19 protein-coding genes and 1 tRNA gene are annotated in these 22,514 nt (G+C 72.0%); 14 read left to right on the top strand and 6 right to left on the bottom strand.

Going from position 1 to position 22,514, the window contains the following annotated elements; genetic code table 11:
- The first annotated feature begins 19 nt into the window (after positions 1-19).
- The 9 genes from ABZ801_RS23560 (at position 20) to ABZ801_RS23520 (ending at position 10,832) form a co-directional block, all read left to right on the top strand.
- Positions 20-706 (top strand): winged helix-turn-helix domain-containing protein, encoded by a 687-nt coding sequence (locus tag ABZ801_RS23560; RefSeq protein ID WP_344952372.1) that lies wholly within the window; start codon positions 20-22, stop codon positions 704-706.
- The gene (locus ABZ801_RS23555; RefSeq protein ID WP_360701252.1) at positions 703-1,755 is read left to right on the top strand and encodes a chorismate-binding protein; all 1,053 of its coding nucleotides are present in this window, start codon (positions 703-705) and stop codon (positions 1,753-1,755) included. The genes ABZ801_RS23560 and ABZ801_RS23555 overlap by 4 nt, the downstream gene beginning before the upstream one ends.
- On the top strand, positions 1,730-2,542 hold the full coding sequence (locus ABZ801_RS23550; protein WP_344952376.1) for an aminodeoxychorismate lyase: 813 nt from the start codon (positions 1,730-1,732) through the stop codon (positions 2,540-2,542). The genes ABZ801_RS23555 and ABZ801_RS23550 overlap by 26 nt, the downstream gene beginning before the upstream one ends.
- A gap of 67 nt (positions 2,543-2,609) precedes the next feature.
- Complete coding sequence (locus ABZ801_RS23545; protein ID WP_360701250.1) at positions 2,610-4,022, top strand: extracellular solute-binding protein; 1,413 nt, start codon at positions 2,610-2,612, stop codon at positions 4,020-4,022.
- A complete protein-coding gene (locus tag ABZ801_RS23540) occupies positions 3,994-4,950 on the top strand; it encodes a sugar ABC transporter permease (protein ID WP_360701247.1) in 957 nt (318 codons plus the stop codon). The genes ABZ801_RS23545 and ABZ801_RS23540 overlap by 29 nt, the downstream gene beginning before the upstream one ends.
- Positions 4,947-5,768: a carbohydrate ABC transporter permease gene (locus tag ABZ801_RS23535; protein ID WP_360701244.1), complete on the top strand. Its 822-nt coding sequence runs from the start codon at positions 4,947-4,949 to the stop codon at positions 5,766-5,768. Before ABZ801_RS23540 ends, ABZ801_RS23535 begins: the two co-directional genes overlap by 4 nt.
- A complete protein-coding gene (locus ABZ801_RS23530; RefSeq protein ID WP_360701241.1) occupies positions 5,768-6,877 on the top strand; it encodes an ABC transporter ATP-binding protein in 1,110 nt (369 codons plus the stop codon). The genes ABZ801_RS23535 and ABZ801_RS23530 overlap by 1 nt, the downstream gene beginning before the upstream one ends.
- Positions 6,874-8,082 (top strand): CehA/McbA family metallohydrolase, encoded by a 1,209-nt coding sequence (locus ABZ801_RS23525; protein ID WP_360701238.1) that lies wholly within the window; start codon positions 6,874-6,876, stop codon positions 8,080-8,082. Before ABZ801_RS23530 ends, ABZ801_RS23525 begins: the two co-directional genes overlap by 4 nt.
- Entirely contained in the window at positions 8,073-10,832 is a 2,760-nt protein-coding gene (locus ABZ801_RS23520; protein WP_360701235.1) for an alpha-mannosidase, read from the top strand. Before ABZ801_RS23525 ends, ABZ801_RS23520 begins: the two co-directional genes overlap by 10 nt.
- Here ABZ801_RS23520 and ppgK read toward each other — a convergent pair.
- The 3 genes from ppgK to ABZ801_RS23505 all read right to left on the bottom strand — a co-directional run bounded on the left by ppgK (position 10,817) and on the right by ABZ801_RS23505 (position 12,843).
- Complete coding sequence (ppgK, locus tag ABZ801_RS23515) at positions 10,817-11,647, bottom strand: polyphosphate--glucose phosphotransferase (protein WP_360701232.1); 831 nt, start codon at positions 11,645-11,647, stop codon at positions 10,817-10,819. The two genes, ABZ801_RS23520 and ppgK, sit on opposite strands and share 16 nt — an antisense overlap.
- Positions 11,648-11,746: 99 nt before the next feature.
- Positions 11,747-12,064: a multidrug efflux SMR transporter gene (locus ABZ801_RS23510; RefSeq protein ID WP_344952391.1), complete on the bottom strand. Its 318-nt coding sequence runs from the start codon at positions 12,062-12,064 to the stop codon at positions 11,747-11,749.
- Between the two features lie 38 nt (positions 12,065-12,102).
- Positions 12,103-12,843 carry an SDR family oxidoreductase gene (locus tag ABZ801_RS23505; protein ID WP_360701229.1) on the bottom strand — a complete coding sequence of 247 codons (741 nt, stop codon included), beginning with the start codon at positions 12,841-12,843 and terminating at the stop codon, positions 12,103-12,105.
- 145 nt (positions 12,844-12,988) lie between these two features.
- On the opposite strand from ABZ801_RS23505, the gene ABZ801_RS23500 reads away from it, so the two are divergent.
- On the top strand, positions 12,989-13,657 hold the full coding sequence (locus tag ABZ801_RS23500; RefSeq protein WP_360701227.1) for a TetR/AcrR family transcriptional regulator: 669 nt from the start codon (positions 12,989-12,991) through the stop codon (positions 13,655-13,657).
- 96 nt (positions 13,658-13,753) lie between these two features.
- A complete protein-coding gene (sthA, locus tag ABZ801_RS23495; protein ID WP_344952397.1) occupies positions 13,754-15,157 on the top strand; it encodes a Si-specific NAD(P)(+) transhydrogenase in 1,404 nt (467 codons plus the stop codon).
- A 4-nt stretch (positions 15,158-15,161) separates the two neighbouring features.
- On the opposite strand, the gene ABZ801_RS23490 is transcribed toward sthA, so the two are convergent.
- Entirely contained in the window at positions 15,162-15,584 is a 423-nt protein-coding gene (locus tag ABZ801_RS23490) for an SsgA family sporulation/cell division regulator (protein WP_285493991.1), read from the bottom strand.
- A 316-nt stretch (positions 15,585-15,900) separates the two neighbouring features.
- On the opposite strand from ABZ801_RS23490, the gene ABZ801_RS23485 reads away from it, so the two are divergent.
- Positions 15,901-16,347: a PGPGW domain-containing protein gene (locus tag ABZ801_RS23485; RefSeq protein ID WP_344952400.1), complete on the top strand. Its 447-nt coding sequence runs from the start codon at positions 15,901-15,903 to the stop codon at positions 16,345-16,347.
- A gap of 333 nt (positions 16,348-16,680) precedes the next feature.
- Positions 16,681-16,752, top strand: a tRNA-Val gene (locus ABZ801_RS23480).
- Between the two features lie 283 nt (positions 16,753-17,035).
- Here ABZ801_RS23480 and ABZ801_RS23475 read toward each other — a convergent pair.
- On the bottom strand, positions 17,036-17,665 hold the full coding sequence (locus ABZ801_RS23475) for a PEP/pyruvate-binding domain-containing protein (protein WP_360701223.1): 630 nt from the start codon (positions 17,663-17,665) through the stop codon (positions 17,036-17,038).
- 736 nt (positions 17,666-18,401) lie between these two features.
- On the opposite strand from ABZ801_RS23475, the gene ABZ801_RS23470 reads away from it, so the two are divergent.
- Complete coding sequence (locus ABZ801_RS23470; protein WP_360701220.1) at positions 18,402-19,445, top strand: hypothetical protein; 1,044 nt, start codon at positions 18,402-18,404, stop codon at positions 19,443-19,445.
- A gap of 927 nt (positions 19,446-20,372) precedes the next feature.
- On the opposite strand, the gene ABZ801_RS23465 is transcribed toward ABZ801_RS23470, so the two are convergent.
- Positions 20,373-20,915, bottom strand: a complete 543-nt coding sequence (locus tag ABZ801_RS23465; RefSeq protein WP_360701217.1) for a hypothetical protein — start codon at positions 20,913-20,915, stop codon at positions 20,373-20,375.
- Positions 20,916-22,514 lie beyond the last annotated feature (1,599 nt).

Raw genomic sequence — 22,514 nt, 5'->3', positions numbered from 1 at the left:
GTGGGCATAGCGTGGGGACATGTCCGTTTACGACAGCGACATCGCGCCGGTCGCGGCGCTGCTGGCCGACCGGGGGCGGGCGGCGATGCTGACGGCCCTGCTGGACGGGCGGCCGCTGGCGGCGGGGGAACTGGCGCGTGTGGCGGGAGTCAGCGCGCAGACCGCCAGCGCGCACCTGGCCAGGCTGCTGGACGGCGGCCTGGTGACGGTGGTCAAGCAGGGCAGGCACCGGTACTACCGGCTCAGCGGGGCCGACGTCGCACAGGTGGTGGAGGCCCTGAGCCGGATCAGCCCGCCCCTCGAAGCCAGGAGCCTGAACCAGTCCAGGGACGCGCGGCGCCTGCACACGGCGAGGTCGTGCTACGACCATCTGGCGGGGGTGGCCGGGGTGGCGTTGTTCGCCTCCCTCATGGACGGCGGCCTGATCGAGGGCGACGGCGTCTACGAGGTCACCGCCAAGGGGGACGAACGCCTAGGGCTTGTGGGGCTGGACGTCGCCGAGCTCAGGAAGGGGCGCAGGAAGTTCGCCGGGCACTGCCTGGACTGGACGGAGCGGCGCCCGCACCTGAACGGGGCCCTGGGGGCGGCGCTGCTGGCGCGGATGATCGAGCTGGGCTGGTTCGAACGGGGCCGGACGCGGCGTGCGCTGGAGATCACCCGGCAGGGGCGCGGCGGGCTGGCGGACGTGTTCGGGTGCGTCCTGTGAAAGACGCGTTCGCGCACGTCGGCGGCATGCTGGCCAGCGGGCTCCGGGACGTGACCAGTGATCCGTACGCGCTGGAGTCGCACGGGTGGTGGGCGGTCGTCGTCACCTACGAGGGAAAGGTGACGTGCGCGCGGTTCGACACCGTGCGGCCCGCGCCCCATCCGGAGGGGACCTGGAAGGGCGTACGGGGGTGGGTTTCGTCGATGGACGAGGACGCCTACGTGCGCGGGGTGCAGACGATCCGCGAGGCCATCGCCGACGGTGTCGTCTACCAGGCGAACCTGTGCCGGGTCCTGTCGGCGCCGCTGCCGGCGGACGCCGACATCGCGGGGCTGGGAACGCGGCTGGCCAGGGGCAACCCGGCCCCGTACGCGATGACGCTCCGGGTGCCGGGGCTCCAGGTGGCCAGCGCGTCGCCGGAGCTCTACCTGTCCAGGGACGGGCGTGTCGTCGAGTCGCGGCCGATCAAGGGCACCGGGCGCACGGAGGACGATCTGCTGCCCAAGGACCGGGCCGAGAACGTCATGATCGTCGATCTGGTCCGCAACGACCTGGGCCGGGTGGCGGAGACCGGCAGCGTGACCGTCCCGGATCTGTGCGCCGTCGAGGAACATCCGGGGCTGGTGCACCTGGTGTCGACGGTGCGGGCCCGGCTGGCGCCGGGGCGGGGGTGGCCGGAGTTGCTGAAGGCCACGTTTCCTCCCGGTTCGGTGACGGGCGCGCCCAAGTCGAGTGCGTTGAGCTTGCTGGATGCGCTCGAACCCGTGCCACGCGGCCCGTACTGTGGGGCCGTCGGCTGGGTGGACGCGGACTCCCGGCGTGGAGCCCTCGCGGTGGGCATCCGGACCTTCTGGGCGGAGGACGGGCATCTGCGTTTCGGCACCGGGGCGGGCATCACGTGGGAGTCCGATCCACGACGTGAATGGCAGGAGACCGAGCTGAAGGCGGCTCGGCTGTTGGAGGTGGCTTCCGGTGTCCGCGGAGCGAGCGACAGGCCAGGCGAACGAGCAGGCGAAGGTCTGGGTGAACGGGGAACTGCTCGAACCTGAGCGGGCGCGCCTGTCGGTCTTCGACCACGGCGTGCTGGTCGGGGACGGGGTGTTCGAGACGGTCAAGGCGACCAGGGGTGAGCCGTTCGCGCTGACCCGGCACCTGCGGCGGCTGGCCCGTTCGGCGGCCGGGCTGGGCCTGCCCGAGCCCGACCAGGACGTGCTCGCGCAGGCCACGCTGGAGGTGCTCAACGCCGCGCCGAAGTGGCCGCTGGCGCGGGTCCGCATCACCTACACCAGCGGGCCGGGGCCGCTGGGGTCCGACCGCGGCGGCCAGGGGGCCACCGCGGTGGTGGCCGTCGCGCAGCAGACGCCGTTCCCGGCGACCGCGGACGTCACGGTGGTGCCGTGGCCGCGCAACGAGCGGGGCGCCCTGTCCGGGCTCAAGACCACCTCGTACGCGGAGAACGCGATGGCCCTGGCGTACGCCAAGGAACGCGGCGGCGGTGAGGCGATCTTCGGCAACATCGCCGGGAACCTGTGCGAGGGCACCGGCACGAACATCTTCCTGGTGCGCGGCGGGCGGCTGCTCACCCCGCCGCTGTCGGCGGGGTGCCTGGCGGGGGTGACGCGGGCGCTGGTGCTGGAGTGGCACGGCGCCGAGGAGGAGGACGTCCCGCTGGAGGACCTGTACCGGGCCGAGGAGGCGTTCCTGGTCTCCACCACCCGCGACGTGCAGCCGATCCGCGCCGTGGACGGCACCGCGCTGCCCGCCGCGCCGGGCCCGATCACCGCGAAGGTTCAGGAGGTGTTCGCGGCGCGCAGCGCCGAGCTCATGGATCCGTGACGCCGCGGACCCTTTACGTGATCGAAATCATGGGTCACGTTAACGGTGACGCTCACAGGAGGTCACCGTGGACTTCTCCAGACGGCGGATAGGAGCGCTGGCCGCGTTCGCCCTGCTCGCGGGCGCGGCCGGCGCGGGCTGCGGCGGCGGCGGGACGTCGAGCGACCCCGACCGGGGCGCGGACGCCAAGAGCTTCACCCTGACGATCACCCGCAACGCCATCGAGGGCGGCAAGAACACCGAAGAGGCCGAGTGGATCACCAGGACGGTGATCCCCCGGTTCGTGGCGGCGCAGAAGGCGCGGGGCGTCACCGCCAAGGTGACCTTCCGCGGGTACGGCGTGGACGACGAGCCGTACAAGACCAAGATGGCCCTGGACCTCAAGGCGCGGTCCGGGGCCGACCTGATCGACCTGGACGGCATCTGGGTCGGCGAGTTCGCCCAGGCCGGGTACATCAGGCCGCTGGCCGAGGTGGTGGGCGGCAGGGCCGACTCCTGGGACGGCTGGAGCGCGATCCCCGGCGCGGTGCAGCGCCTGGCGTCGTTCGACGCCCGGCGCTACGGCATCCCCGCGGCCACCGACGGGCGGCTGCTGTTCTACAACAGGAAGCTGTTCGCGCGGGCCGGGCTGCCCGCGGACTGGCAGCCGAAGAGCTGGGCGGACATCCTCACCGCCGCGCGTGCGCTGAAGAGGCTGCCCGGCGTGACACCGGTCCAGCTGAACGCCGGGACCGCCATGGGCGAGGCCACCACCATGCAGGGGGTGCTGCCGCTGCTGGCCGGGGCGGGCGCGGAGATCTACGCGGACGGCCGGTGGACCGGCGGCGGGCAGGCGTTGCGGCAGGTCCTCGGGCTGTACTCGACGATCTACCGGGAGGGCCTGGGCGACCCCCGGCTCCAGCAGGAGGCCAAGGGACGCGACAAGGCGTTCGCCGAGTTCGCCGCCGGTCGGATCGGCATCATCGCCGAGGGCGACTACCTGTGGCGCGACGTCCTCAACCCGCGGACCGGCATCGCGAAGATGAAGGACCGCGACGAGGCCGTCGGGTGGGCGATGTTCCCGGCCGTGGCGCCGGGACGCGGCGTGCGCGGCCAGTCGTTCGTCAGCATGTCGGGCGGCTCGGTCACCGTGCTGAACCCCAGCACGAAGTACCCGCAGCAGGCCTTCGAGCTGCTGGCGTTCATGAACTCGCCGGAGATGCACAGGGCGCGCACCGCGGGCACCCCGGAGATCACCGCGCGGACCGATGTCAACGCCGAGATCCTGCGCGGCGACCCGCTGCTGAAGTTCATCGCCGACAGGATCCTGCCGATCACTTCCTACCGGCCCGGCAGCGCGGTGTATCCGCAGGTGTCGACGGCGTTGCAGGAGGCGACGGCCGCCGTGGTCTCCGGTGAGTCGCCGGACCGGGCCGCCGCCGGGTACGCCAGGAAACTGGAGGGGATCGTCGGTGGCTCCGGCGGCATCGCCCCTCGCTGACACGGCCCGCACCGGCCACGGCGACGACGCCGCCGGCCTGGGCCGCGGGCGGGCGGCGGCGTTCACGGCGCCCGCGCTGGTGCTGGTCGCGGTGTTCCTGGTCTTCCCGGCGCTGTGGACGCTGTACCTCGGCGTGACCGACTACCGCCTGACGGGCGTCGCCGCCAGCGAGCCGAGGTTCGTCGGTGTCGGCAACTACACCGGCGCGGTCGGCGACGAGCGGTTCCACCGGTCGCTGTGGCTGACGCTGCAGTTCGTCGTGGGCTCGGCGGTGATCGGGCAGACCGTGCTCGGCTTCGCCGTCGCGTGGGTGCTGCGCGAGCGGACCGGTGTCCTCCGGCGGCTGGTGGAGGGTGTCATCCTGCTGGCCTGGATCCTGCCCGGCTCGGTGATCGCGTTCCTGTGGATCGCGCTGCTGGACCGCGACGGCGGCACCCTCAACGCGCTGCTGGGCACGCCCGGCACCGCCTGGCTGCTGGACCATCCGATGGCCTGCGTCATCGTGTTCAACATCTGGCGCGGCACGGCGTTCTCGATGATGCTGTACGGCGCGGCGCTGGGGAACGTGCCGCCGTCCCACCTGGAGACGGCGCGGCTGGCGGGGGCGTCCACCTGGCAGACGCTGCGGGACGCGGTGCTCCCGCGCGTGCGCGGCCATCTGCTCACCGGGCTGCTGCTGGTCAGCCTGTGGACGTTCAACGACTTCACCCCGTTCCTGATCACCGCGGGCGGGCCCGACGGCCGCTCGGAGATCATGTCGGTGTACGTCTACCGGACCGCCCTCGGCGACGGGCGGCTCGGTTTCGGCGCCGCCGTCTCCCTGGTCATGCTGCTGATCAACCTGGTGATCGCGCTGGTGTACCTGCGGACGCTGCGCGGCCGGGAGAGCGCCGGCCGGGAACGGGCCGGCCGGGTGGGGGCGCCATGACCGCACGGGACGTGCTCCGCCGGATCGGCCTGCTGACGTTCCTGTCCCTGGTGCTGGGCTTCTTCTCGCTGCCGCTGCTGTGGCTGGCGTTCGCGCCGTTCGACGCCGAGCCGCAGATCAACGCCTCGCTGCCGGAGTTCACCCTGCGCAACTTCCGGGTGCTGCTGGACAACCCGTACGCGCTGGCGTCGCTGCGCAACTCGGCGCTGCTGGCCGCGGGCACCGCCGTCGTGGTCGTCACCTGCGCGGCGCTGGCGGCCTACGCGCTGAGCCGGGTCCGGGTGCCCGGCCGGGACGCCCTGCTGTACGTGCTGCTCCTGCTGTCGTCGATCATCACCGGCACGGCGGCGATGGTGCCGATCTTCCTGCTGGCCTTCGAGCTGAACCTGATCGACTCGCGGCTGGGGGTGATCCTGGTGCTCAGCGGCGGCCTGCTGCCCGCGGCGATCTTCATCCTCAAGGACTTCACCGACGCCACGCCCGCCTCCTACGAGGAGGCGGCGCGGGTGTTCGGCGCCTCCCCGCTGCGGGTCCTGCGGGACGTGGTGGTCCCGGTGATCAGGCCCGGCCTGGCCACCGTCGCGGTGTGGACGGTGGCGCAGGTGTGGGGCGACTTCCTCATGCCGTTCCTGCTGCTGAGAAACCCGGACAAGGCCCCCGCGTCGGTGATCATGTACACCTTCTACACCGAGGGCGGCCAGCCCGACCTGGCCCTGATCTCGACGTTCTCGCTGCTGTACGCGGTGCCGGTGGTGGTGATGTTCCTGTTCGTCAGCCGCCGGTACGGGTTCCGCTTCCACGGAGGGATCAAGCGCTGATGGCCGCCATCACCATGCGCGCGCTGACCAAGGTGTTCCCCGGCGGGGTCCGCGCGCTGGACGCCCTGGACCTGGCCGTGGCCGACGGTGAGTTCTTCGCGCTGCTCGGCCCGTCCGGCTGCGGCAAGACCACGCTGCTGCGCACGGTCGCGGGGCTGGAGTCCGCCACGTCCGGGACCGTCCGCATCGGCGACCGCGACGTGACGCGGCTGCCGCCGGGCCGCCGCGACGTGGGCATGGTCTTCCAGGACTACGCCCTCTTCCCGCACATGACCGTCACCGACAACATCGCCTACCCGATGCGCGTCAAGAAGGTCCCCCAGGAGCAACGGCACGCGGCCGCGGCCGACGTAGCCGCCGCCCTCGGACTGGACGGGCTGCTGGCGCGGCGGCCGGGGGAGCTGTCGGGCGGGCAGCAGCAGCGGGTGGCGCTGGCGCGGGCGATGGCGGCCCGGCCCCGTGTGTTCCTGCTGGACGAGCCGCTGTCCAACCTGGACGCCCGGCTGCGTCTGGAGGCCCGCACGTTCCTCAGGAAACTCCAGGGAGAGCTGGGCGTCACCACCGTGTTCGTCACCCACGACCAGGCGGAGGCGCTGGCGATGGCCGACCGGATCGCGGTCATGGAGGCAGGCCGGATCCGGCAGATCGGCACGCCGTCCGAGGTGTTCCGCCGCCCGGCCAACCTGTTCGTCGCCTCGTTCATCGGCTCGACCCCCATGAACCTGCTGGACGCCCGGGTGCGCGGGGAACGGGTCGTCGCCGCCGGCGCCACGCTGCCGCTGCCGGACGAGGCGCGCGGCCGCGTCGCCGACGAGGAGCCGGTCGTCTACGGGGTACGCCCCGAATACCTGGACTACTCCGGGACACCGGTGGACGGCGCGTTCTGCGGGCAGGTGGCGGTCGTGGAGAACCTGGGCGTCGCGTCCCTGGTCACGCTCGACGTGGCCGGGACGCTCGTGCACGTCGTCGTCGGGGAGGGGCACGAGCCACGGCCCGGCGACCGGGGCTGGGCCGTGCCCCGCCCCGGCCGCGTCCTGCTGTACCGCGACGGCGAGCTGGTGAACGAGCGCACCGCCGCCGACCCCGCGACGAGACCGGCGGCGACATGACGGCGACGGCCCGGTTCCGGGGACGGTGGACGCTCGAAGACCGGCTGGAGGCCGCCCTGCGCGAGCTGCCGGTGGAGGTGCCGCCCGGCACGGCCTCCCTCACGGTCACCCTGGCGTACGAGGGCGGCGTCATCGATCTGGGCTGCCACGGCCCGGCGGGGTTTCGCGGCTGGTCGGGCGGGGCGCGCCGCGAGTTCGTGATCGGGCCGGACCGGGCGACGCCCGGCTACCTTCCGGGCGAGCCGGAGCCCGGCGTCTGGCACGTGTGGCTCGGCCTGCACCGCGTGCCGCCCGAGGGAGTCCCCTACGAGGTGGTCGCCGTCGCGTCCGGCACCCCGCCGCCCGATCCGCCCGCGCCGGGCGACCCCGGCCCGCCGCAACGGCCGCCGCGACGCCGTGATCTGCCCGCGCCCGCCGGAACGCGCTGGCTGGCCGGAGACCTGCACGCCCACACCCACCACAGCGACGGCACGCTCACCGTCCCCGAGCTGGCACGCCGCGCCGCCGCCCGGGGCCTGGACTTCCTGGCCGTCACCGACCACAACACCGTCAGCCACCACGCCGAGCTGCCCGCGGCCGCCGCGCGTGCGGGGATCACGCTCCTGCCCGGTCAGGAGGTCACGACCGACCGCGGGCACGCCAACGTCTTCGGCCACACCGGCTGGGTCGACTTCCGGCGCCCGCCCGCCGACTGGGTCGCGTTCGCGGCCGGACGCGGCGGGCTGGTCTCGATCAACCATCCGCTCAGCGGCGACTGCGCCTGGCTGCGGCCCCTGCCGCCCGCGTCGCGGCCCCGCCTGGCGGAGATCTGGCACTCGTCGTGGTGGGACCGCCGCTGGGGCGCCCCCCTGGCCTGGGCGGACCTGTGGCGACCGGACGTCGTCCCGGTGGGCGGCAGCGACTTCCACTCCCCGGCGCAGCACCAGGTCCTCGGAGAGCCCACCACCTGGGTGCTCGCCGGAGACGACGGCGTACTCGGCGCCCTGGCCGCCGGACGCACCGCGGTGTCGGCGTCGCCCGGCGCGCCCCTGCTGCTGCGCGTCGACGACGACCTGATCGCCGTCGACGCGGACGGCACCGTGCTCGTCCGCCCGGACGGGACGCGCACGGTCATCCGGGGCGACCGCGTCCGGCTGCCCGCCCGCACCGGCGGAACGCACCGCCTGGAGTCGTACGAGAACGAGGTGATCGCCCTATGCGGCTGAACCCCCCGGACGCCGGCGCCGAGGTGGTCGTCGTCCCGCACACCCACTGGGACCGCGAGTGGTACCTGCCGTTCCAGCGCTTCCGGCTCCGCCTGGTCGCGCTGCTGGACGAGGTCGTCGACCGGATGGAACGCGACCCGCGCCAGTGCTTCACGCTGGACGGCCAGATGGCCGCCGTGGACGACTACCTGGAGGTCCGCCCCGCGCACCGCGACAGGATCGCCGCGCTGGTGCGCGCGGGACGCCTGGCCGTCGGCCCCTGGCAGATCCTGCACGACGAGTTCCTGTGCTCGGGCGAGAACATCGTCCGCAACCTGGAACTCGGCCTGCGCCGCGCGGAGGAGCTCGGCGGCGCGATGATGGTCGGCTACCTGCCCGACCAGTTCGGTCATTGCGCGCAGACACCGCAGATCCTGCACGGAGCCGGGATCACGCGGGCGTGCGTGTGGCGGGGCGTCCCGGCGCGGGTGCGGTCCCACGCGTTCGCGTGGGAGGCGCCGGACGGCACGGCCGTCCGCACCGAGTACCTGCCGGAGGGCGGCTACGGCAACGCCGCCGGGATGTTCGAGGACGCCACGCTGTTCGGCGAGCCCGGCCTGCTGCCCGGCCGCGTCGCCGGCTTCGCCGACCGCATGCGCCGGTGGCGCCGCGACGGCGGTCCGCTGCTGGCGATGTACGGATCCGACCACACCGCCCCCGCCGCCGACCTCGCCGACCAGATCGAGGCCGCGGAACTGCCGATGCGGCTCGACACCCTCGCCGGATACCTGGCCGCCCAGGACGACTCGACCAGCGACCTGCCGCGCGTGCGCGGAGAACTGCGCTCGCACGCGCGCGCCAACATCCTGCCGGGTGTGATCTCGGCGCGGGCGCATCTCAAACAGGCGATGGGACGCGCCGAACGCCTCGTCGAACGTTACGCCGAGCCCTTGGCCGCGCTCTGGTACGCCGGGGACGCCGAACGCTTCCTGGCCATGGCCTGGCGGCGGCTGATCGAGGTGAGCTGCCACGACTCGGTGACCGGCTGCGGCAGCGACGAGACCGCCGAGCAGGTCGCCGCCCGCATGGCCGAGGCCGAGCAGATCGGCCGTGCCGTCTGCGACATGGTGACGGCGGAACTGGCCGCGTCCGTTCCGGTCGGCGGGCACCTGGTGTTCAACCCGTCCCCGGCGCGCCGTGCGGGCGTGGTCGTGCTGGACGTCCCGGTGCCCGGCGGCGCATCGGGCGATCTCGTGCTGCGGGACGCGTCCGGCCGGGTGTGGCCCGCGCAGACGCTGGACGCCGCGCCGACGGTGCTGGACGACGCCGTCCACCCGGCCGGAGACCTGCCGATGGTGCTCAACCGGGTGTTCGGGCGGGTGCTGTTCGGGCAGGAGATCACCGGCTGGTCGGTGTCGCCGGCCGAGCGGACGCTCACGTTCCAGGTGGCGCGCCGTTCGGAGACGCCGTTCGACATCGCCGACGTCCGCGAGGCGCTGCGGGACGCGGACGGGCAGTGGCGCGTGCGTGTCCTGGCCGCGCCCCGCCGCACCGTCGCCGCGGTGGTGGAGGCGCCGCCGCTCGGCCACGTCTCCGTGGCCCCCGCCGCCGGCTCGGCCTCTGTCGGCCGGCCCGTGCGCGTCGACGGCGCGGTGCTCGACAACGGGCTGCTGCGGGTGGACGTGTCGGACGACGGCACCTTCGCCATGCGCACACCCGACGGCGACGTCATCGACGGCCTCGGACGCGTCGTGGACGGCGGCGACCTCGGCGACACCTACAACCACGCCCCGCCCCGGCACGACCACGTGGTGGACACCCCCGTCGCGACGCGCGTCCGCCCGGTGTGCGACGGCCCGATCGTCGGCGCGGTCGACGTCGAACGGACCTACCGCTGGCCGCGCTCCGGCGACCCCGCCGCCGACGCCCGCCGCGTCGGCGAGCCGGAGGACGTGACCGTCACGACCCGCGTGGAGCTGCGCACCGGCGAGCCGTTCGTACGGCTGCGGATCTCGTTCGACAACCGCTGCGACGACCATCGCGTGCGCCTGCACCTGCCGCTGCCCCGCCGGGCCGGCGTGTCGTTCGCCGAGGGGCAGTTCGCGGTCGTCGAACGCGGGACGACCTCGGAGGGCGGCTGCGGCGAACGGCCCGTGCCGACCTTCCCCGCGTCCGGCTTCGTGGCGGCCGGCGGGCTCGCCGTCCTGCTGGAGCACGTCACCGAGTACGAACTCGTGGGGGAGCGGCCGCAGACGCGGGAGCTGGCGCTGACGCTGCTGCGCTGCGTCGGCTACCTGTCCCGCGACCACAACGCCTACCGCGACCAGCCCGCCGGGCCCCAGCTCGCCACACCGCGCGCCCAGTGCCGCGGTGAACGCACCGTCGAGATGGCGATCATGCCGTACGCGGGGGAGCGGCCCGGCCCTGACGTGGCGGCCGCCGCCGAGACCTACCGGCACGACCTGCTCACCGCCGCCGGCTACGGCCCCGAGGCCGCGCCGCTGCCCGAGCCGCGCACCGGGATCGAGGTCGAGGGGGAGGGCGTCGCGCTGACCAGCGTGCGGCGACGCGACGACGGCTGGACCGAGCTGCGCCTCGTCGCCCTGCACCCGGCGCCCACGACGGCCGTCGTCCGCGGCGCGTTCGGCGAGGCGACACGCGCCGACCTGCGGGGACGCCCCGGGGAGGTGCTCCCCGTCGACGGCGGCGCGGTGTCCCTGCCGCTACGTCCCTGGGAGATCGCCACCCTGCGGGTTCACGACGCGGCGTGATCGTCCCGGGCGGCCTGCCGGGCGGTGTGGAAGGCGGCGGGCTGGTCGATCTGGAGGCCGCGGTGGCGCACCGCGGCCGCGCCGTCCGCGGCCGCCATCGCCGCACCGACGATCCCGGCGTTGTTCACCAGGGCGGCGGGGACGATCGGCGCCCGCACCCCCTTGAGCAGCGGAACGAACTTGTCGGACTTCTTCGACACCCCGCCGCCCAGCACGATCAGCGACGGGGAGATCAACGCCTCCAGATGGCGCAGGTACCGCGATAGCCGGTGGGCCCACTTCTCCCAGCTCAGCCCCTCCTCGTCGCGGACCCGGGCGGACGCCCGCGCCTCGGCCTCCCTGCCGTTGATCTCCAGATGACCGAACTCGGTGTTGGGCACGAGCACGCCCTCGGTGAACAGCGCGCTGCCGATCCCGGTGCCGAGCGTCAGCACCACCACCGTGCCGTCCGCGCCGCGCCCGGCGCCGTGCCGCATCTCGGCGATGCCCGCGGCGTCGGCGTCGTTGACCACCGTCACGTCGCGTCCGGTCGCCGTGGCGAACAGGTCCCGCGCGTTCAGGCCCAGCCACTTCTTGGACACGTTGGCCGCCGACAGCGTCACCCCGTCGATCACCACGCCGGGGAACGTGACGCCGACCGGGCCCGTCCACCCGAAATGGTCGACGATCCCGGCCAGCACCCGCGCGACCGGCTCCGGTTCGGCCGGTTGCGGGGTGTCGACGCGCAGCCGTTCGGCGGCGAGCACGCCCCGGTCGAGATCGACGGGAGCGCCCTTGATGCCGGAGCCCCCGATGTCGATGCCCAGCAGTTCCATGCCCATTGCCCCTGCCCCGCTCCCGTGCGTCAACCGACCGTCTGCTGACAGCATGCCCAGGCCGGACCGGGTTAAAGGATCACCCTTGGCGCGTTTCGCTCAGCCGTCGACGGCCCGCAGCCCGATGACGCCGACGAGGATCAGCGCCAGGAACGCCAGGCGCGGCAGGCTGACGCTCTCGCCCAGCGCGACGATGCCGGCGACCGCGACGCCGAACGCGCCGAGGCCCACCCACACCGCGTAGGCGGTGCCGACCGGCAGTTCCCGCAGCGCCAGCGACAGCACGACGACGCTGAGCAGGCTCACCGGCAGCGCCACCAGGCTCGGCCCCAGCCGGGTCAGGCCGTCCGACTGCTTGAGCGCGGTCGCCCAGACCAGTTCCATCGCCGCCGCCACGACCAGCAGCAACCAGGCCACGAAAGCTCCTCCTTCGGAAATGTTCGCCGGATTGGGGGTCAGGCCGCGTAGCCGCCGTCGACGGCGATCGACGCGCCCGTCACGTAGTCGCCGCCGGGCCCGGCCAGGTGCGCCACCATCGCGGCGATCTCCTCCGGACGGCCGTACCGGCCGAGCGCGCTGAAACCGCGTTCGAACTCCGCGTCGGGGGAGTCGGCGGGGTTCATCTCGGTGTCGGTCGACCCGGGATGCACCACGTTGGCGGTGATGCCGCGCGGCCCCAGGTCGCGGGCCAGCCCCTTGGTGAGCCCGACCAGCGCCGCCTTGCTCGTCGCGTACAGCGTCCAGCCCGGGTACGGCACCCGCTCGGCCATGCTGCTGCCGATGCTGATGATCCGCCCGCCCGGTCCCAGGTGGCGGGCGGCGGCCTGCGCGGCCGCGAACGCGGCGCGCACGTGGATCGCCAGGGTCCGGTCCACCTGCTCGGCCGACACCTCCTCCAGCGGGCCGTACGGGGCGATGCCGGCGTTGTTGACCAGCACGTCCAGCCGTCCGAACGCCTCGGCCGCCCGGTCGACCGCCGCCGCCACGGCCGGTGGGTCGGCGGCGTCGGCGGCGATGGCCAGGCCCCGGCGCCCCTCGGCCTCGATCCGGGCCACCACCTCACGGGCCTGGTCGGCCGCCCGCACGTACGTGATCGCCACGTCCGCGCCCTCGCGGGCCAGGCGCAGCGCGATCGCCGCGCCGATGCCCCGGCTGCCGCCCGTCACCAGCGCGGCCCGTCCCGTCAGCTCCGGCATGTCGTGCCTCCCCTCCGGATAACCGGAGATTTCTCCGGTTAATCCGCCGCCACCATATCCGGAGGGTTCTCCGGTTACAACCCGGAAACCGGAGGGCCTTCCGGTAATCTCCGAGGGACACCGCAGGCGCGGAGGAGGAAGCCCGGTGAGCGAGGCTGACACCCGGGGACGAGGCGACGCACCGCCGTCCGGCCGTCGCGCGCTGCCCCTGCTCGGCCCCGACGCGGAACGCGCGCCGCGCGGCGGGCGAGCCGAACGCGCCGACGCGGCGCAGAACCGCCGCAGGATCCTCGCCGCCGCGGCCGACCTGATCGCCACACGCGGGGTCGAGACCCTGTCGATGGACGAGGTGGCGCGCGTGGCGGGCGTCGGGGTCGGCACCGTCTACCGGCGCTTCCGTGACCGCGCCGGGCTGCTCTACGCGGTCCTCGACGACCGCGAACGCGAATTCCAGGCCGCCTTCCTCCAGGGCCCGCCGCCGCTCGGCCCCGGCGCCGACCCCCTCGACCGCGTCCGGGCCTTCCTGCACGCCCTGGCCGACCGCACCGAGGACCAGATGGACCTGCTGCTCATGGCCGAGTCCGACTCGCCCGACGCGCGGTTCAACGACGGCTCCTACGAGCTGTACCGGATGCACCTGGAGACGCTGATCACGCGCATCCGCCCGTCCGCCGACGCCGCCTACGTCGCCGACGCGCTGCTCGCCCCGCTGGCCGCCAACCTGTTCCGGCACCAGCGCCGCACCCGGGGCATGAGCCTCGAACGCGTCAAGGCGGGCCTGGACGACCTGGTCGCGGGCCTGACCGCGTCCTGAGCCGCCTCCGGTCCATCCACGACATCGCACGAAACGATCAGAAACGTCCCGGCGAAGGGCTTATGGGATGCCCGGCATCCCGTCACACTGGGGGCCGTGAGCGATTTCGATCTGCTGGTGCTCGGCTCCGGACCCGGGGGACAGCGCGCCGCGATCGCCGCGGCCAAGCTGGGCCGGCGGGTGGCGATCGTCGACCGGCGCACCATGCTCGGCGGCGTGTGCATCAACACCGGGACGATCCCGTCCAAAACCCTCCGCGAAGCGGTCCTCTACCTCACCGGGCTCAACCAGCGCGAGCTGTACGGGCAGAGCTACCGGGTCAAGGAGGACATCACGGTCGCCGACCTCGGCATGCGGACCCAGCACGTCATCGGCCGCGAGGTCGACGTGATCCGCAGCCAGCTGGCGCGCAACCACGTCACCGTCCTGTCCGGCACGGGCCGCTTCCTCGACCCCCACACCGTCGGGGTGAGCGACGGCGACGGCCGCGAGCACAAGGTCACCGCCGACAGGATCGTCATCGCCACGGGCACCCGTCCCGCCCGCCCCGACAGCGTCGAGTTCGACGACCGCACCGTGATCGACTCCGACGGCATCCTCAGCCTGGAGCGCATCCCCGAGACCATGGTCGTGGTCGGCGCCGGGGTGATCGGCATCGAGTACGCCTCGATGTTCGCCGCGCTCGGCACCAAGGTCACCGTGGTGGAGCGGCGCGAGCGGATGCTGGAGTTCTGCGACCTGGAGATCGTCGAGGCGCTCAAGTACCACCTGCGCGACCTGGCCGTGACGTTCCGCTTCCGCGAGAGCGTCGCCTCGGTGGAACGCCGCCGGGACGGCGCCATCACCGTGCTGGAAAGCGGCAAGCGGATCCCCGCCGACACCGTGATGTACTCGGCGGGCCGGCACGGCATGACGGGCGACCTCGACCTGGCGGCCGCCGGGCTGACCGCCGACGCGCGCGGCCGCATCACGGTGGACGGCGACTACCGCACCGAGGTCCCGCACATCTACGCCGTCGGCGACGTGATCGGATTCCCCTCGCTGGCCGCCACGTCCATGGAACAGGGACGGCTGGCCGCGCACCATGCCTGCGGCGAGCCGGTGTCCGGGCTGGACGAGCTGCAGCCCATCGGGATCTACACCGTCCCGGAGATCAGCTTCGTCGGCCGCACCGAGGACGAGCTGACCGAGGCCAAGGTGCCGTTCGAGGTGGGGATCTCCCGCTACCGGGAACTGGCCCGCGGCCAGATCATCGGGGACTCCTACGGGATGCTCAAGCTGCTCGTCTCGCCCGAGGACCGGTCGCTGCTGGGGGTGCACGTCTTCGGTACGGGGGCCACCGAGCTGGTGCACATCGGACAGACCGTCATGGGCTGCGGGGGAACCGTGGACTACCTGGTCAACGCGGTGTTCAACTATCCGACGCTGGCCGAGTCCTACAAGGTGGCGGCGCTGGACGCCATGAACAAGATGCGGCACATCGCCCGGCTGAGCCAGTGACCGGTCACGACGACCACAGCAGGTTCTCCAGCTCGGCGTCGATGTCGATGAACTCCGGCTCCCGTCCCGCCGGGACCACCTTGTAGGTGCGGTGGAGGAAGTCGGCCAAAGGGGACAGGGGCACCAGGAACCGCGCGTTTCCGAAAGGCGAGGACAGCGCCAGGTTCAGCGTGCCGTCGTCCTCGTCCGGCCCGGCGGGCCACACCTCCACGTCGCCGTCGCCCGCCCGCCGCACGATGCCCACCGTCAGCAGCTCCCGAGCGAAGATCCATTCCACCGGCTCGCCGTCGCCGACATGGAAGGCCATGCGGATGGCGTACGGGTCGTCGGCCGCGTACTCCAGCCCGGCCAGCAGGGGCACGGTCGTGCGGTCGGGGACGACGAGTCGGAGGCCCAGCTCGGCCGAGACGGTGGTACTGCTGTTCATGGCCATTCCTTCGGACGTCGGTCCCGCTCGCACGCGGGCGTTCCCGGTCGGAGTTCACTCCACCCACGGACATCCCCGCGATCTATGACGCGTAACTGAGTGAGCGCGGGGGAACATTCCGTTCCCGCAGCTGCGTGTGACTCACCTCACGCTCCGTGACCAAGCCCCTGACCTGGGCAAAAACGGATCATGGAGCCCCCGGGCGCGGTGCCCGGACGGTGTCGGCGCGGATCTGCGACGATGGAGGACGCGTTAATGATTGCCGAATTGGGTTCTGCGGGCCGAGACGACCGTCATTGTGTCCTAGGGTAATAAGATGGCAATTAACCAGGAAAAGGACGTCCCGCCCCCGCCTGTGGAGGGGGTGGAGGAGAAGCCGGGGGGCTTCGTGCGGTTCCGGGCGTTCATCCGCCGCAACCCGCTGCTCCACACCACGTGGCGCATCGGGGTCTTCACCGTCGGCGCCACGGTCCTCCTCGGGGGCCTGGTGATGATGGTGACCCCCGGACCGGGCATCCTGGGCATCGTCGTCGGCCTGGCCATCCTGGCCACCGAGTTCGCCTGGGCCCAGCGCGCCCTGCACCACGCCCGCCAGGCCGCCGAGCGCGCCAAGGAGAAGGCGCTCGACCCCCGCACCAAACGCCGCAACACCATCCTGGCGGTCATCGGCGGCATCCTCGCCGGCGCCGCCGTGATCGCCTACCTGACGGTCTACGGCTTCAACCTCCCCTGGAACGTCAAAGACCTGACCCCCTGGCAGTAACCCCCAGCGTCCGCCTGACCCCGCTCACCCCCTCTCTCCACCCGGGCCAGCTCCACCTGCCGCCCACCCCAGCCCGGCGCCCCCAGCCCCCTCACGCCGAGCCCCCCATTCCGGCCCGTGCTCCCGGCCCGCTTCGCGATCTTCCTGGCGCCCTCGGACACCTCCCGCGCTCAGCCGCCACCCCCGCTGACCAGGGGCGCCGCCTTCCTCCCACCCCGCCGGCCGCGCCCCCGCGCCCTCATCCGCCCGGCTGATCTCCGCTCCGATGCGCGAACAACCCCCAACATGCGCTAGTCTTTCGGTCGTCGGGAACGCCGCAAGGCAGAACCGCCGGGGCGATTAGCTCAGTGGGAGAGCGCTTCGTTCACACCGAAGAGGTCACTGGTTCGAACCCAGTATCGCCCACCCGGTCCCACCAGCTCGGAAGGTCTCGGAGATCACTCCGGGACCTTTTTCTGATCTTGGTTGGTCTCAGGAGCCAAACGGTGAGCCACCGTCAGCGGACCTCGCTGACTTGTCGCCGCCCGGAGACGGCGGCCATGGCCTCGGCCCCTCGTTGATCATCGGTCTGAGCTGATGCCGGTACACTTTCTCTGTCACAGCGGTGCCCACGTGCCCGACGAGATCGGCGATGGCCTCGATGGGCACACCGCTGTCACTCATGATCAAGACCAACCAGTGACGGAGTTCACGAGGAGCTCAGTCGCCACCGATCCCACCCTTGCACGGTCCTGCGGCTGCCAGGCGTTCCGGTGAGCGTGCGCTGGCGGAGGGCGGCCGTGGCGGTGGGAGTGCGGCGGTGACCGGCCGTACTTGCAGACCCAGATGCGGCCGTCGAAGATCGCCCACTCGATGTTTCTGCGTCCGCCGAGGGCGGCAATGATCTCCTTGCCCAGCTCGGCGAGCCGGGTCGCGGTCGTGGCGTCGCTCGCCGGGCGGTTCCGCATACGGGTGGGCACGTTGCGGGTGACGAGCTTCGTGCCGTGCCGGTCGAGGCGGGTCCGTTCGTCCGCGACGGTGCCCGTAACCGTCCCGCCTTCAGTGATGCGGTAGGCGTCAGGGGAGACCGTGCCCCCGACGATGCTGGGCCGAGGCCCCAGGACGCCTCAATCTCCGTCGTGTCGCCGGGGTCCGCGGGTGTGAACATGATCCCGGATACCTCGGCGTTCAGATGACGTTGGACGATGACGGCCATTAGAGGATCGTTGGGCGGCTGGTCGCTGCGGCGGGAGGCATCCCGGCCGTCGATGGCGCGTGGGGAGAACACTGAGGCCCAGCAGGCGCGTACGGCAGCGGCGACTTCGCTGACTTCGTGCACAGCGAGAAGGCTCTCGGACCGGCCACCGAAGCCTGGCCGGCGTCATTCGCCGCCGATGACCTCACCACCACGAGGCGATCGCCGAGCACGTCGAGTGCGCGTCCGAGCGCATCGATGACCGTGGCGTGGACCGGAGGGGCTTCATCACCTGCCGCGCCGCGTCGAGACTGGCCCGCCCCTTGTTGATCTACATTGTAAAGGGCGTGGGTTGTTCAATACGGCACAACAGTCGACAGCAGTGGTCGCATTACCGACTGACCAGCTCAAACATCTTTTGACAGGCTGACACGCCGCAGGAGGTCCCGTGGCGCCATCCGGCTCCGGTTGACCAGGGGCATGCGGAACTGCATCGCTCGGCGACGGGCTTCACGGGTGAAGGAGTCGTTGGTGACCACGAGTCGTCCCGTCCGCACCGTGAGCGGGCCTGGCGGTGCCGCTACTCAGCCCGGCCGCATCGAGTTCACCCCTCCCAGGTGTACGGGCGCACCATCGTGCAACTCGGCGGGCGCGAGTACGCGGTGCGGCGCGCGCTGGTGGCTCGCGCGTTCCGCAGCGCTGACCTGCGGAGAAATTCCTGCCGTTGATCGAACGCGATGCCCGCGAGTGGATGTCTCGGCTCCCGGATTCGGTCGTGGATGACTTTGTGCTTCTCCCGCCTGCAGGATGCCCTGCGGGCCCGTAGTGACGGAGATTGAATATGCGGTACGGGGCGCGCATGTGCCCTAGCCTGCGTCACGTGTCAGAAGCCGTGACCGCAAACCTGCTGGCGCCCGGGGTGTTCGACGGCGTTGCCACCACCCGTGAGGAGCCATTGGCGTTCACGTCCCAGCGCGCGCAGTCCCAGAACACGGGACGAACATGGCACGTGCCGTCTGGATCGCCCGTCGGCCCGCCGATCCTGTCCTTCCCCTCCGACCGGTCGAGCTGGGCGTTCGATGTCCTGCCCGGCCCAGGTGGTGACGCGCCGCTGGTGGCCTGGGCAGACCGCCAATGCCTGCGCGTCCGTCACCTGGGTACCGGAACTGAGATCACCATCGATCCCAAGCGCCCCAAGCCGCCGGTGTCGGTCGGGCTGGCCGTGCACTGTGGCACAGCGGCCGTCGTCGCCGTCTTCGGGCCCGTTGACGCCGAGGTCGTCGTCTGGGACGCCTTCACCGGGGACCAGCGTGCCGTCTTCGGTGTGTGGCTCGGCCATTGGGCCGGGCTCGACCGCTGGATCCTGCACCTGACCGGCCCGCTGATCGGCCTGATGTGCGACACCGAACAGATCGATGAGTGGGACGACGGCACCGTGGACGTCGTGGACGCCTACTACCTCGCAGTCTGGGACATCGAACGGGGCGAGGAGATCACCAGCTTCCCGTCCCCGGGCTGCCGGCGGGCCGCGGCGGTTGACGGACCGGACGGCGCCTCGCTGATTCGGCCGGAGTACCCCGGCGTGCTGGAGTGCCGGCTCGACGGCAGGCGCGTCACCGCGCTGCAGACACCCGATCTGCCCGAACAGGTGGCGGCCGCCACCGTGGCGGGCCGCCTGCTCGTGGCCGCAGACGTGCCCAACGATCCATGTCTGCTGCTGGCCTGGGACGCTGCCCACCCCGCCTCCTGTCACCGCATCGCTTTTCCCGGCATGGTCAACGACTTGGCCTTCACCGCGGACGGCATCCTCCTGGCCGCCACCGACGAGGGGCCTTTACACGGCTGTCGTCCGGACCTGATGCGGCGAGCAACCGCCCCAGTGCCGCACTGCTCAAAACGAGCCTGGGGGGGCGGGGGCGCGTAGTGCGGTTGCCTCCGCGGAGCCGCGGGGGAGTTGGGGAAGGATGTCATGGCTGCTGCTCATGAATGACAGGTCGGCGCACCACGAGGTAGCGGTTTCCCCGCTGCTTGATCGTGTTCGGGGGGCGAGCGGCGGAACCGGCGTTGTGCTGCGGCCCCGGCTTGGTGGTTGATGGGACACGCCAAGGACGGCCCCGTGGAGCGGCGGCGGAGGTTGTTGCGGGCCGCTTGACGGTGTACTCCGTGCCGGCGTTGTGCTCGCCCCCGGGAGTCGCCATCGGACTGTTGACCGCGGTCGTCGGAGATCGGCACGGATGGGGTGCTGGATGCGGCACTCGGTGGCTATCGCGGCGGGCGACACGGCCTGGCACTCGGACTGACAGGGGGCGACCGGCCCGGCGACTGATGATCCCCGATCGTCCGGCGATCTTCTCACCGACGAGCGGCGGCTGACGGTCCGCAGGTGGACGCTCGTGTGGGCTGACAAGCAGCCTTAGCGGCGGTAGCGGGCTCCCCGCGTCATCGGGTTTGTTCGACCGTCCTCTCCAGTCCCGCAGCGCTTCGGCGAGAGGGGGAACGGCGTTGGTCGGTGACGGGTCGACCTATCGGGGCAGCTCTTGCAGCGGGTCGACGCGGCGCCAGGTGCCCTCGAGATCGAGGCGGACGTGGGCCTGGGCATAGCCGTCCAGGCCGCGCCGTCTCCTTCGGCGATGACTCCGTCAGTCCGGCCAGTTGATGACGTCTCAGGTGTCCTGGCCGGTCTGGCCGCCATGATGGCGAAACCGGCCCTGCTTCTGCGGCGGCGAGTGGCCGGTCCCACTGCGATGTGGACGTGGGGGAGTGAGTCGGCGCCGGTGCTGCGCCCGGACGAGGCAGGAGGCCCAGGCCGCGACCGATCCGGGCCTTCCGTTCACTGTTTACGAGCGGCGGGTTACCCCAGCTTCTCGAAGGCCGCCTCTCCCCGTTCCCACAGGGTGACGTCTCCCAGCGGGCACTCGGGGAAATCGCCCCGCAGCAACCGGGTGAGGAACTCCGCCATCCCGCACTCGTAGCGACTGAACTGCATCTTCCCGCGGTTGAAAACCAGGACCGGCCACGCGGCCGGATCCTCCCCGGAGGCGTCCCAGCACATCATGTCGGCGCTGGCGGCGGCCCCCCAGGCGATCAGCCGGGGCGACGTGCCCTCCAGTTCGGGGGTCTTGTAGGCGTCCGCCCAGGTGTCCTCGGCGTTTCCCGTCTCCTCGACCATCCCGTCCCAGCCCGCCTCGGGCAGCGGTGCTTTCGGCTGCGGCGCGAGGACCACCAGAAAGTCCTGGACGACTCCGGCTCCGTACACCTCCATGAACCGCCGGTAGTCAGGCGGGAACGGTCGGCCCCAGGACTGTGCCATCCGATCCCAGTCGACGGCCCTGCCGCCGTCCTCCGGCGGCGGCATCAGCCGCAGCAGAGCATCCACGTCGGCTGCAACACCCATCGGTTCTCCTTTCCGCGGACCGGGTGTCGTTCGGCCTTCCAGTCCAGCGCTGGGGCTTGCTGGTCAGACGCCCAGTGGGCATGTGCTCCCACCCGTCGACCCGAAGGCGGGCAACGATCGAGCAATCGACCGGCGCGGCGCCACCACCAGGCCACTGGTCCTCGGCTGGACGGCTGTTAACAACCCTGGCCGGGCGGCTGTTGGCCCCGGCCGTCGCAGTGGTTCGCGGAAGGTGGCGGCGGGGCCGCTCCACAGTAGCGGGGCCGCCCGGTCGTCGCGGAAGCCAGTTCGCGATCGCATCGGGCGCTTGGTAGCAGCCCGGCCGGAACCAGAGGCGGAGCGGAGTGCAGCGCCGCCCGTCGGCCGCGAAGGGGTACAAGGGGCGTCCGTCCGTCAGGCTAACGGGTTCTGGCGAGGGCGATCTGATCGGCAAGCGCCGTCAGGCAGGCCGCTACGGGGCGGGGGTGGGACAGTGACGCGGGCTGGACCGCCTGGCAGGAACCGGTGGGCGGTCTCCGCCCGGAGCTCGGTCGCGCGCAGCAACCGCGCCGGACCGTTCCCGGACGCGGCGGAGGGTGCCAGTCTGGCAGAGCGGCGTCGGTGGGGAGTTGGGTGCGCTGCATGGCGGGTTCCGACAACGTGTTAAGGCCCTTTAGGGCGCCCCGGGCGTGGTGCCTGGTCGGCGGGCGCAGGGGCGGCGGCCAAGCGCGCAGCTGCAGCTCGATCTCGGCCTGGCCGGGCGGGCGGCTTGAGCTTGTCGCAGCGGTTCCGCCAGCACGTCGAATTCGCCGCATCGGTCCTGTCGCGGGACGGTTCTCACCGCGGCGGTGACGATGTCGTCTGCCTACAGACCGCGCTGCCGGGCCCGGCTGGATCTCCGGCATCTCGCCGTCCGGCAGTGCGGCGGCCTTTCGATGCGCTTCCAGGAGGAGACGATGACGCCCGGCCTTGGCGTGTGACAGCTTCGGTGGCACGGCAACCTTTCGGGAGTCGGCCGGTCAGCGCCCTGAGCCTCAGACCGTCGCTCGACGATCGCAGGAAATGTCGTTTTTGAAGTCCTGTGCACGGTTGTCTTGAACCTTCGGGAATTTAGGAAGGTCAGTGAGGAGCACCAGCACGTCCGTACTTCTGCGCGCCACCGTCCGCCTGATTTCGTACCGGTGTGCATGGTGGTGAGGTCGCGGTATGGACGGCGGGCGAGTGCAGGTCCTTGAGCGGGTGGGCTGACGGCTCGCAAGACGATTGAGTCGTTGGCGTGCGCCGGGCGGAGCTGATCGCCTGAATGATCCTGCGTCTGCGGGCAGAACCAAACCGGCACCCTGCACTCCGCTGGGTCCTGTTGCGGGTGGCGTGTGCGCTGATGGCGCCCCCTTCGCCCTCCCGTGGCTGACCGGCAGGCCTGCACTGTGCTCCGCCCTGTTCCGGGGGGCGTGTTTCCTGCGGGCGGCCCCCTTCGCTCCCCGGTGGCTAACCGGCAGGGTCTTTGGTTTGCTGCGCCCCGCTAAGACCGTGTCTTGATTGGCGATCACTCGTTTGATCAGGCGTGGCGAGCTTCACTGAGCGACTGGTTCCTGACGAGCTATGGGAGTTGTTCCAGCG

The organism is Actinomadura sp. NPDC047616, assembly GCF_040642915.1.
In the GTDB taxonomy this organism is placed as follows: Bacteria; Actinomycetota; Actinomycetes; order Streptosporangiales; family Streptosporangiaceae; genus Spirillospora; species Spirillospora miaoliensis.
This window is presented reverse-complemented; position numbering and strand designations above follow the sequence as displayed.

What these genes read in the sequence shown, in the direction of transcription:
- ABZ801_RS23560 (WP_344952372.1), top strand. Translation starts at nt 20, where the DNA reads ATGTCCGTTTACGACAGCGACATCGCGCCGGTCGCGGCGCTGCTGGCC.
- ABZ801_RS23535 (WP_360701244.1), top strand. Translation starts at nt 4,947, where the DNA reads ATGACCGCACGGGACGTGCTCCGCCGGATCGGCCTGCTGACGTTCCTG.
- ABZ801_RS23530 (WP_360701241.1), top strand. Translation starts at nt 5,768, where the DNA reads ATGGCCGCCATCACCATGCGCGCGCTGACCAAGGTGTTCCCCGGCGGG.
- ABZ801_RS23525 (WP_360701238.1), top strand. Translation starts at nt 6,874, where the DNA reads ATGACGGCGACGGCCCGGTTCCGGGGACGGTGGACGCTCGAAGACCGG.
- ABZ801_RS23520 (WP_360701235.1), top strand. Translation starts at nt 8,073, where the DNA reads ATGCGGCTGAACCCCCCGGACGCCGGCGCCGAGGTGGTCGTCGTCCCG.
- ppgK (WP_360701232.1), bottom strand. Translation starts at nt 11,647, where the DNA reads ATGGAACTGCTGGGCATCGACATCGGGGGCTCCGGCATCAAGGGCGCT.
- ABZ801_RS23505 (WP_360701229.1), bottom strand. Translation starts at nt 12,843, where the DNA reads ATGCCGGAGCTGACGGGACGGGCCGCGCTGGTGACGGGCGGCAGCCGG.
- ABZ801_RS23490 (WP_285493991.1), bottom strand. Translation starts at nt 15,584, where the DNA reads ATGAACAGCAGTACCACCGTCTCGGCCGAGCTGGGCCTCCGACTCGTC.
- ABZ801_RS23485 (WP_344952400.1), top strand. Translation starts at nt 15,901, where the DNA reads ATGGCAATTAACCAGGAAAAGGACGTCCCGCCCCCGCCTGTGGAGGGG.
- ABZ801_RS23465 (WP_360701217.1), bottom strand. Translation starts at nt 20,915, where the DNA reads ATGGGTGTTGCAGCCGACGTGGATGCTCTGCTGCGGCTGATGCCGCCG.